A 10172-nucleotide genomic window follows, 5' to 3' on the forward strand; every position below is an offset into this window, starting at 1 on the left:
TACCGTCAGACTAAGGTCTCTACCAAGGCTTTTGCCATCCTCCGTGGAAGCCTTATATTTGGGGTTGAGGTTCCCGGATGAATGCTGCACCGCAACCAATCCAGCTCGACCGCGAGGCGGCGCGCGCCCCGCTCGTGGATCCGTTCGCGCGCGCCATCTCCTATCTTCGGGTCTCGGTGACGGACCGCTGCGATTTCCGCTGCGTCTATTGCATGTCGGAGGATATGGCATTTCTGCCGAAAGCCGACCTGCTGACGCTTGAGGAACTCGACCGGGTCTGCTCTGCTTTTGTGTCGCGCGGGGTGCGCAAGCTGCGCCTGACCGGCGGCGAACCCCTGGTGCGGCGCGGGATCATGACGCTGATCGGCTCGCTGTCGCGGCATCTGCGGTCCGGCGCACTCGACGAATTGACCCTAACCACCAACGGCTCGCAACTTGCGAAATATGCGGCCGAGCTGAAGGACCATGGCATCGAGCGTATCAATGTCTCACTCGATACGCTGGATACAGACAAGTTCCGCGCCATCACCCGCTGGGGCGACCTTGCCCGCGTGATGGCGGGCATCGACGCAGCGCAGCAGGCGGGCCTGAAGATCAAGATCAACGCGGTGGCGCTGAAGGGCGTCAACGAGGAGGAAATTGCAGGCCTCATCGACTGGTCGCATGGCCGCGGCATGGACCTGACGCTGATCGAGGTGATGCCGCTCGGCGATGTCGGCGAAGCCAGGCTCGATCAATATCTGCCGCTGTCGATGGTGCGCGGACGCCTGGCCGAACGCTTCACGCTTGAAGACATCGACTACCGCACCGGCGGGCCGGCGCGCTATGTGCGGGTGGCCGAAACCGGCGGACGGCTGGGCTTCATCACGCCGATGACCCACAATTTCTGCGAATCCTGCAACCGCGTGCGCCTGACCTGCACCGGCACGCTGTTCATGTGCCTCGGGCAGGAAGACGCAGCGGATTTGCGCGCACCCCTGCGCGCCTCCGAATCCGACGACCTTTTGCATGCCGCGATCGAAGCTGCGATCGCCCGCAAGCCGAAGGGCCACGACTTCGTCATCGACCGCCGCAACAAGCGTCCCGCCCTGCCCCGCCATATGAGCGTCACCGGCGGCTGACGCCGGTTTTTCGGAATCGGAAAACGTGTCTCAGTCCGCTGCCAACCGTCGCGGCATGATTGCGCTGACGTTCGGCATGGCCGCCTATACCGTCAACGACGTGTTCGTGAAGCTCGTGGCGCGCGACCTGCCGTTCGGCGAGGTTCTGTTTCTGCGCGGCGTAGTCTCGAGCCTCATCCTGCTCGCGGTGATCGCCATGACCGGCGGCCTGCGCTTCATCGCCGCCTCGGCGACGCCAATGGTCTTGTTGCGCGCCCTGTTCGACGCGCTCGGCACCGGGTTCTTCATCGCGGCGCTGATCAACATGAAAATCGCCGACCTGTCGGCTGTGGTCATGACAACGCCGCTGATCCTCACCGCGCTTGCCGCGGTCATGCTCGGCGATCCCGTCGGCTGGCGGCGCTGGAGCGCGATCGGCGTCGGACTGATCGGAACTTTGTTCATCGTGAAGCCGGGTGCCGGCACGCTGGACTGGTGGGCGCTGGTGGGACTTGCCGCGGCCTTTTTCGGCGCGGCGCGCGATCTGACCACCCGGCGCATCGACCCGCATATCCTCTCGCTCGTGGTCGGTTTTTACGGCACGATCGCGGTCATGGCATCGGGCGCTGCAATCGGGGTGACGGAAACCTGGATCGCTCCGGACGGCGCGCAATGGACCATGATCACGGTCGCATCGGCCTTTCTCGGGCTGGGCACCTATCTCATGGTCTTCGCATTCCGCGGGGTTGAAATTCCTGCGGTTGCACCGTTCCGATATACCCTTTTGATCTGGATGGGAGTTGCGGGCTATGTCGCGTTCGGCGAAGTTCCTGACGGTTGGGCGCTGTTCGGCGCCGCCCTGATCGTGTTCAGCGGACTTTACGCGCTGCATCGCGAAGCCGTTGCCCGCCGCCAGGTCGCGGCTCTTGGACCGCCTCCGGCATAGGCAAACTTTCGATTGACGGCCGCCGCGCGGTTCGGATTAGCTGTTCACAGGTCGGCCGCCGGCCGCCCAAGCGCGCGTGAAGCGCCGGGATCGAGGGGATTCCGTCAGTGCAAGCTTTGCTCGCTGTGAGCCGCATCATCGATGCGATCAATTCGCGGCTCGGCAAATGGGTCTCCTGGCTGATCCTCGCCGTCGTCATCATTTCTGCGGCCAATGCCGTGAGCCGCAAAGTGCTCGGCCTGTCATCCAACGCCTGGCTCGAACTGCAATGGGTGATGTTCAGCCTGATCTTCATGCTGTGCTCGCCCTGGACCCTGATGTCGAACGAGCACATCCGCATCGACATCGTGAACAACCTGTTCCCGAAGACCGTCCGCAACATCATCGATCTGTTCGGCCATGTCGTGTTCCTGCTGCCGCTGACCGTGGTGATGATCGTGACCGGCTGGCCCTTCTTCCTGACGTCCTACCGTCTGAACGAGCAATCCTTCAATTCCGGCGGCCTGCCGCAATGGCCCGCCAAGTCACTGGTGGTGATCGGCTTCACTCTGCTGTTCTTCCAGGGCATCTCCGAGATCATCAAACGCATCGCCGTGATGCGCGGCGTCATTCCCGATCCATTTGAGGAAACCCTGCACCCGGCGGAAGCAGAGGCCGAACGCTTGCTTGCCGAAATCAAACCCGACAAACAATAGCCAGCCGCCGGACCCGCCATGACCCAGCTCCTGATCCACTACATGGCGCCGATCATGTTCGGCTCCCTCGTGGTGTTTCTGCTGCTCGGCTATCCGGTCGCCTTCGCGCTCGCCGCCAATGGATTGTTTTTCGGTCTGATCGGTATCGAGCTCGGGCTGTTCCGGCCCGACTTCCTGCAGGCGCTGCCGGAGCGCGTCTATGGCGTGATGAACAACGACACGCTGCTTGCGATCCCGTTCTTCACCTTCATGGGACTGATTCTTGAACGATCCGGCATGGCCGAGGACCTGCTCGACACTATCGGGCAGTTGTTCGGCACCATGAAGGGCGGCCTCGCCTATGCCGTGGTCTTCGTCGGAGCGCTGCTTGCCGCGACCACCGGTGTGGTCGCAGCGTCGGTGATCTCCATGGGCCTGATCGCGCTTCCCATCATGCTGCGCTACGGCTATGACCGCCGGGTCGCAACCGGCGTGATCGCGGCATCCGGCACGCTGGCGCAGATCATCCCGCCCTCGCTCGTCCTGATCGTGATGGCGGACCAGCTCGGCCGTTCGGTCGGCGACATGTACGAGGGCGCATTCATACCCGGGCTCGTGCTGTCCGGCCTTTATGCCGGTTACATTTTTCTTGTCGCGAATGTCAGGCCCGGCGCGGCTCCCGGTCTGCCCGCCGAAGCGCTGACCTACAAGGAACCGGACGGCAGCCGCGGTCTGCCTTCGCTCGCAATCGTGGTGCTGTTTTCCGCCACCGCAGCCTATCTCTACATGCGCACGACCAAGGTATCCGCCGGGGCCGACTTCGTGGTTCTGACCATGACCGTGGCCGTGGCGATCGCCTTTTCCATTGCGGTGATCAACCGCGTAGCCCGCCTCAATCTCCTGTCGATCATGGCCCAACAGGTGATCTTCGTCATGGTCCCGCCGCTGGCGCTGATCTTCCTCGTGCTCGGCACCATCTTCATCGGCGTCGCAACCCCCACCGAGGGCGGGGCAATGGGTGCGGTCGGCGCGATGCTGCTTGCGATCGCCAAGGGGCGGCTCACCCTCGACCTGACCCGGCAGGCCGCGCAATCCACCGCCAAACTCTCCGCCTTCGTAATCTTCATTCTGATCGGCGCGCGGGTGTTCTCACTGACCTTCTACGGCGTCGACGGCCATCGCTGGGTCGAGGAATTGCTGGTCGGGCTGCCCGGCGGGCAGATGGGATTCCTGATCTTCGTCAATGTTTTCGTTTTCGTTCTGGCGTTCTTCCTCGATTTCTTCGAAATCGCGTTTATCGTCATTCCGCTCCTGGCGCCCGCCGCCGTGCGGCTCGACATCGACCTGATCTGGTTCGGCGTGATGCTTGCGGTCAACATGCAGACTGCCTTCATGCATCCACCATTCGGTTTCGCCCTGTTCTATCTGCGTTCGGTCGCGCCGCGCAGCGCCTATATCGATCGCGTCACCGGCAAGCAGATGCCGCCGGTGACCACGGGCGAAATCTATTGGGGTGCGGTGCCGTTCGTGTTCATCCAGTGCTTGATGGTCGCCCTGGTGATCGCCTTCCCGGGCATGGTGATGCACTACAAGGCGCATCAGGTTAAACCTGATCCGGCCCGGATCGAGGAGCAACTGCGCAGCCTGCCCGGCCTCGAGGCGCCGCCGCCGCTGCAGTTCGATACGCCGCCGGTGATCAAATAGCGGCAATGGCTGTCATGGCCGGAACTTCGGCCATGACAGTGAGAAAGGCGCCACGCTCGCCCTCAGGTGCGTGCGCGCAAGCGGATCATACCGCTGTCGTAACCGTATTCCGCGACCTGCCACCACAGATACTGATCGTTGCGGAAAGCCACCACGCTGTCCAGAATCGTCTTGAAGTCGGGGTTCTTGGCGGCAGTTTCGGCATAGAGCTCGTTCGCGGCGGTATAGCAGGCCTCGATCACCGATTGCGGGAAAGCACGCAATTGTGCCCCGCCGGCGACCAGGCGGCGGAGCGCTCCGGGATTACCGGCATCGTAGCGCGCCATCATGATGGTATTGGCGACATGCGACGCCGATTCAACGATCGACTGGTAGCTCTTCGGCAGCTCGTTCCACTTTGCGATATTGATAAAGTTGTGCAGCATTGGGCCGCCTTCCCACCAGCCGGGATAATAGTAATAGGGCGCGACCTTCTGGAAGCCGAGCTTCTCGTCGTCATAGGGGCCGACCCATTCCGCGGCATCGATGGTGCCCTTCTCCAGCGCCGGATAGATGTCGCCGCCGGCGATCTGCTGCGCCACCACGCCGACCTTCGCCAGCACGCGGCCGGCGAATCCGCCAATCCGCATTTTCAGGCCCTTCAGGTCGTCAACACTTTTGATCTCCTTGCGAAACCAGCCGCCCATCTGCGCGCCGGTATTGCCAGCCGGAAACGCAATGATGCCGTGCTTCTTATAGAAGTCGTTCATCATGTCGAGACCGCCGCCGTTGAACATCCAGGCATCGATCATGCGCTGGTTGAAACCGAACGGGATTGCCGTCCCGAATGCAAATGTCGGATCCTTTCCAACATAGTAGTAGGAAGCGGTGTGGCACATTTCGACGGTGCCGTTGGTCACGGCATCGGCAGCCTGCAAACCGGGGACGATCTCGCCCGCGGCAAAGACCTGAATGCGAAAGCGATTGTCGGTGGCATCGGCGACGGCCTTGGCGAAAACTTCCGATGCGCCGTAGATGGTGTCGAGCGACTTCGGGAAGCTCGACGTCAAGCGCCATCGAATTTCCGGGTTCGATTGCGCGATGGCCGGAGCTGCGATCGCGCCCGTGGCCAATCCTGCGGTGGCAGCTTTCAGGAAAAATCGGCGTTTCATGATGGCATCCCTCTCTTCAGGGCGACGCCTTCTGCGGGCTGGTCCGCGCGGATGCGGCCTCTTTCGCCAGGGCAGATCATGTCCGAGGCGGAACCCGATATCCAGAACGAAAAGAGCCGGCCCGATGGCCGGCTCCGAGTGATGCGTAACCTGTGTGCGGTCAGGACCGCGTCCGCGCCCTGATCATGTAGCTGTCATAGGCATATTCGGCGACCTGCCACCACAGATACTGATCGTTCCGGAACGCGACGATGTTGTCGTAAATCTTCTTGAACTCCGGATTTTTCGACGAGATGTCGGCATAAACGTCGTTCGCAGCCTTGTAGCAGGCGTCCAGCACGGGCTGCGGATAGGGCCGCAACTGCGCCCCTGACGCGACCAGCCGCTTGATCGCGCCGGGATTCTCCGCGTCGTATTTGGCGGTCATGGCGATGTTGGCGGTGTCCGAAGCGGATCGCAAAATTTGCTGATAGGTCTTCGGCAGCTTGTTCCACTCATCGATATTGATGAAATTGTGAACCACGGTGCCGCCTTCCCACCATCCGGGATAATAGTAGAACGGCGCAACCTTCTGGAATCCGAGCTTCTCATCGTCATAAGGGCCGACCCATTCGGCGGCATCGATCGTGCCTTTCTCCAGAGCCGGATAAATATCGCCGCCGGCGAGCTGCTGCGGCACGACACCGAGCCTGGACAGCACCTGACCGGCGAGGCCGGCAATGCGCATTTTCAGGCCGTTGAGATCGGACACGTCCTTGATCTCTTTGCGGAACCAGCCGCCCATCTGGCAGGTGGTGTTGCCTGCGGGAAGCGCGACGAATTTGAACTTCTTGTAGAAGTCATTCATCATTTCCGTTCCGCCATGGCGGTACAGCCAGGCATTCTGCATGCGGGTGTTGAGGCCGAACGGAAACGCGCAGGACAGCGCAAAGGTCGGATCCTTGCCGACATAATAGTAGGATGCCGTCTGGCACATCTCGACCGTGCCATTGGTCACGGCGTCGGCCGCGGCAAGACCGGGGACAATTTCGCCGGCAGCGAAGGGCTGAATCTGAAACTTGTTGTCGGTTGCCTCGGCGACGGCCTTGCAGAAGACCTCGGCGCCGCCCCACAACGTGTCGAGCGATTTCGGAAAGCTCGAGGTCAGGCGCCACTTGATGTCCGGGGCCGATTGCGCGATCGCTGGCTTGGCAATCGCGGCCGCGGCCGCCCCGGCTCCGATCGTCGCAATGAATTGACGGCGTCTCATGCGTGTTTCTCCCTGAAGGGTTCTTTGATTCCGAGTTCGGCCCGGCGGCCGGCCAGTCCAGCCGGGCAGACGATGATGGCATAGCCGGGCCCGGACAAGGTCTCCCGCTTCACAAATCGATGAGGCAGCGTCAATGCGAAAATCGGACAATCCGAAAATCGGACGGGTCACGCCCGGCAATGCGCGCCAGCGCTTTTGCCGTTAGAACCCCCAGCCCTGGTGCGACCCTGCGATGTCCGGCTGGCTCGCTCAGGGCAGACTGGACACCGCAAGCTTGGCCGCCGAGGCCGCGCTCTGCAGATCGGACAGGCTGACTTTGGGCGTCTCGGGCCGCCTGATGCCGGGATAAGCCTGTTCGGTCAGATGAAGGGCGTTTGCGACCGCAGTCGCTTTCTTCGGATCGAGCTTGCGCAGATACGGCAATGCGGTCTTGGCCTGATCGCGGGCGGCCATGGCAAAGCCGAGGCCGTCCAGATAGGCCTCCAGCTCGTTGTCTTTCTGGACGACAGCGTACTGCGCGGCGGCGCGGTCGATCATCTCGGCCGCGACCTGTGCCCGCACCGCCTCGACCGGCGCCTTGGACGCAGGCCCTTTCCGTTCGGCAGCCGCGAGCGCCGCAAACACCGCATCGGCCCTGCGCCTGACCTCCGCGCCCGGCTTCTTTTCCACCGCGGCGTTGACCGCGGCTTCGAGCTTGCGGCCGAGATCGGTGACACCGCGCGCCTTGAACACGCCTTCCATCTCGACATAGACCTCGGACAGTCCATGCGCGAACATCTGCGCGCCCGCCTCCTGTTCGTTGCCCTCATAGGCCACGAGTCCGGCATGAAAATGCGCGGCGATCACCTGCAGCGCGACCCCGTAAGCCACCGGGTCCGTTGCGGCGGCTTCGGCATCGATGCCGGCTTCGCCGCCCTCGCCGCCTTCGCCGCCTTCGCCGCCCTGCCCGACCGTCATCGCCTGCCCCATGATGCGCTGGCGCGTCGCGGTGCTCATGCCGGTATATCCCCGCGTATCTGCAGGGCCTGCATGCTGGTCCTTCGCAGCGGCTTCGGGCAGCGACGGAGAACCGGCGCCGCCAGCCACAATGAATGCGCCGATACCGATCCAGATCTTGCGGCGTTTCTTCATGATGCTGTCCTGTCTAAAGTGGCGCGCTGAATTCCTGCTTAGCTCTCCCGCAGGTCAAGTCCAAGAACGATGTCTTTGAATTGTTCCAACCTGGTCTCGAGATTTTGCCCCGAGCCCGTCAGTCATGGCAGTGCGTGTCGATGCAGATCGTAATTGCAGACATTCTGAACCCGGACGATATCGCCGCAATTCACGAAGCGCTTGGAAAAGTCCGTTTCGTCGACGGCCGCGAGACCGCAGGCTTCGCTGCGCGCGCAGTCAAAGACAACCGGCAGGCGGATGCGCGGGACCGCCGCCTCGATGCGATCCGCGACATGGTCGCGGCGCGCATCATGGCAAGCGAATTATTCCGTATGGCGGCGCGCCCGAAAGCGTTGAGCCAGCTTCTGTTCTCGCGCACCGAGACCGGCATGCAATACGGCGTTCATGTCGACGATGCGCTGATGCGCGGCATGCGCACCGACGTGGCCTTCACACTGTTTCTCGATCCGCCGGAGAGTTACGATGGCGGGGAGCTCGTGATCGAAAATGCGGCAGGTGACGACGCCGTCAAGCTGTCGGCTGGATCGATGTTCGTTTATCCGGCGACGACCTTGCACCGGGTCGCACCCGTAACGCGCGGCCAGCGCCACGTCGTCGCCGGCTGGGCACGCAGCTATGTTCGCGACGCCGCGCAGCGCGAAATGTTGTTCGATCTCGACACTGCGCGTCGCACGATTTTCGCGCGCGACGGCAAGAGCGCCGAGTTCGACCTGATCTCGAAATCGGTTGCCAACCTTATCCGGATGTGGGCGGACGACTAGCCGGCGCTCGATCCGGCCCGGACCGGAGCTGCTTACTGTTTCTTCTGGTCCGGCGGACGGACATTGACGTTGATCTTGATCGGCTTCCAGTCGCCCTCGGACATGACGTAGGCCAGATCGTAAAAAACATGGCTCGGCATGATGTCGAAATGGCCGACCAGCGACAGCACGCCGCGCTCGTCCACCGCCGCATTCTTGGCCGGAATCGGCACCTTGACCGCGATTGTTTCGATGTCAATCTTCTGTTCCACGAACGGCTTGAACACTTCCTTCAGCCGCTCGGGCGGGAACTGATCGCGAAATTGCTTCGACAGTCTGGCATGGAGCACGTCGTAATTTTGCGTCAGATTCGCGTCGTTGAAGGTCAGCAGCGTGGTCTTGATCAGAACCTCCTGCCGATCGGCCTCCGGCGCCTCGGGCGCCTTCTGCGCGTGGGCCGGTATCGTCCACGGCAGGCCGATGGCCGCCGCAATCAGAATGCCGCCGAATTTCGAGCCCAAGCTGTGTCCCTCTCGCATCCGCACCTCCCGACCCGTGTCATGTCCTGATATGATGTCCTGACCGCCCCGCGAATTTGGCCTTTCGTGCGCGTGCACTCAAGTCTCGATGACGATCCGCGGCGCCGCACGTCCCGCGCTCGCTCCTGCCAGCGCATCGCGCAGTTTCCCCGCGATCTCACGATAGACTTTCGCATGCGGTCCGTCCGGATGGGTCGCAACCACCGGCAAACCGGCGTCGGACGTCTCCCGGATCGTCATGTCGAGCGGTACCGCGCCGAGGAACGGGACATTGAGCCGCTCGGCCTCGTGCTTCGCCCCGCCATGGCCGAAAATGTCCGAACGGGTGCCGCATTTCGGGCAAACGAAATAACTCATATTCTCGACCACGCCGAGAATTGGCACATTCACCCGCTTGAACATGGCGACACCGCGCCGGGCATCGATCAAGGCGAGATCCTGCGGCGTCGAGACGATGACGGCGCCGGCAAGCGGTACCTGCTGCGCCATGGTGAGCTGCGCGTCGCCGGTGCCGGGCGGCATGTCGACCACCATGACATCGAGATTGCCCCATTCCACCTCGCGCAGCATCTGGGTGAGCGCCGACATCACCATCGGCCCACGCCAGATCATCGGGGTTTCTTCTTCGATGAGAAAGCCGATCGACATAACGGCGAGATCGTAGCGGCTGATCGGCTTGAGCCGCGTGCCGCCGATGGTCTGCGGCTTCTCGCGGATGGCGAGCAGCTTGGGCATGGACGGTCCGTAAATATCGGCATCGAGTACGCCGACCTTGAGCCCGAGATCGCGCAAAGCCAGCGCCAGATTGATCGAGGTCGTGGACTTGCCGACGCCGCCCTTGCCGGACGCGACCGCGATGATGGACGTCACGCCGGGAACGCCGGCGGGACCAGCGC

General features: G+C 62.5%; 10 protein-coding genes. 5 read left to right on the forward strand and 5 right to left on the reverse strand.

Annotation, left to right across the window (positions count from 1 at the left end):
• Window positions 1-77: 77 nt before the first annotated feature.
• From moaA to ACK41X_RS12245, 4 genes are all read left to right on the forward strand, one after another.
• A complete protein-coding gene (gene moaA, locus ACK41X_RS12230) occupies window positions 78-1121 on the forward strand; it encodes a GTP 3',8-cyclase MoaA (protein ID WP_409723345.1) in 1044 nt (347 codons plus the stop codon).
• Window positions 1122-1146: 25 nt separating this feature from the next.
• Entirely contained in the window at window positions 1147-2046 is a 900-nt protein-coding gene (locus ACK41X_RS12235) for a DMT family transporter (RefSeq protein ID WP_409723348.1), read from the forward strand.
• Between the two features lie 107 nt (window positions 2047-2153).
• Entirely contained in the window at window positions 2154-2741 is a 588-nt protein-coding gene (locus tag ACK41X_RS12240; protein WP_409723350.1) for a TRAP transporter small permease subunit, read from the forward strand.
• Between the two features lie 18 nt (window positions 2742-2759).
• Window positions 2760-4424: a TRAP transporter large permease subunit gene (locus ACK41X_RS12245; RefSeq protein ID WP_409723353.1), complete on the forward strand. Its 1665-nt coding sequence runs from the start codon at window positions 2760-2762 to the stop codon at window positions 4422-4424.
• Between the two features lie 62 nt (window positions 4425-4486).
• On the opposite strand, the gene ACK41X_RS12250 is transcribed toward ACK41X_RS12245, so the two are convergent.
• The 3 genes from ACK41X_RS12250 to ACK41X_RS12260 form a co-directional block, all read right to left on the reverse strand.
• Complete coding sequence (locus ACK41X_RS12250; protein WP_409723355.1) at window positions 4487-5575, reverse strand: TRAP transporter substrate-binding protein; 1089 nt, start codon at window positions 5573-5575, stop codon at window positions 4487-4489.
• A 160-nt stretch (window positions 5576-5735) separates the two neighbouring features.
• Window positions 5736-6824 (reverse strand): TRAP transporter substrate-binding protein, encoded by a 1089-nt coding sequence (locus ACK41X_RS12255; RefSeq protein WP_409723358.1) that lies wholly within the window; start codon window positions 6822-6824, stop codon window positions 5736-5738.
• A 249-nt stretch (window positions 6825-7073) separates the two neighbouring features.
• The gene (locus ACK41X_RS12260; RefSeq protein WP_409723360.1) at window positions 7074-7955 is read right to left on the reverse strand and encodes a hypothetical protein; all 882 of its coding nucleotides are present in this window, start codon (window positions 7953-7955) and stop codon (window positions 7074-7076) included.
• A 140-nt stretch (window positions 7956-8095) separates the two neighbouring features.
• Here ACK41X_RS12260 and ACK41X_RS12265 point away from each other — a divergent pair, with 140 nt between their 5' ends.
• Window positions 8096-8758 carry a Fe2+-dependent dioxygenase gene (locus tag ACK41X_RS12265; RefSeq protein WP_409723362.1) on the forward strand — a complete coding sequence of 221 codons (663 nt, stop codon included), beginning with the start codon at window positions 8096-8098 and terminating at the stop codon, window positions 8756-8758.
• 32 nt (window positions 8759-8790) lie between these two features.
• Here ACK41X_RS12265 and ACK41X_RS12270 read toward each other — a convergent pair whose 3' ends face one another.
• On the reverse strand, window positions 8791-9276 hold the full coding sequence (locus ACK41X_RS12270; RefSeq protein ID WP_409723364.1) for a hypothetical protein: 486 nt from the start codon (window positions 9274-9276) through the stop codon (window positions 8791-8793).
• Window positions 9277-9354: 78 nt separating this feature from the next.
• A partial coding sequence (locus ACK41X_RS12275) for an Mrp/NBP35 family ATP-binding protein (RefSeq protein ID WP_409723366.1) occupies window positions 9355-10172 on the reverse strand: 818 nt, incomplete at its 5' end.

This window comes from Pseudorhodoplanes sp., from assembly GCF_046289595.1.
GTDB lineage: Bacteria > Pseudomonadota > Alphaproteobacteria > Rhizobiales > Xanthobacteraceae > Pseudorhodoplanes.

Coding starts and splice junctions, on each gene's coding strand:
- moaA (WP_409723345.1), top strand. CDS start 78: ATGAATGCTGCACCGCAACCAATCCAGCTCGACCGCGAGGCGGCGCGC.
- ACK41X_RS12245 (WP_409723353.1), top strand. CDS start 2,760: ATGACCCAGCTCCTGATCCACTACATGGCGCCGATCATGTTCGGCTCC.
- ACK41X_RS12250 (WP_409723355.1), bottom strand. CDS start 5,575: ATGAAACGCCGATTTTTCCTGAAAGCTGCCACCGCAGGATTGGCCACG.
- ACK41X_RS12255 (WP_409723358.1), bottom strand. CDS start 6,824: ATGAGACGCCGTCAATTCATTGCGACGATCGGAGCCGGGGCGGCCGCG.
- ACK41X_RS12260 (WP_409723360.1), bottom strand. CDS start 7,955: ATGAAGAAACGCCGCAAGATCTGGATCGGTATCGGCGCATTCATTGTG.
- ACK41X_RS12265 (WP_409723362.1), top strand. CDS start 8,096: ATGCAGATCGTAATTGCAGACATTCTGAACCCGGACGATATCGCCGCA.
- ACK41X_RS12270 (WP_409723364.1), bottom strand. CDS start 9,276: ATGCGAGAGGGACACAGCTTGGGCTCGAAATTCGGCGGCATTCTGATT.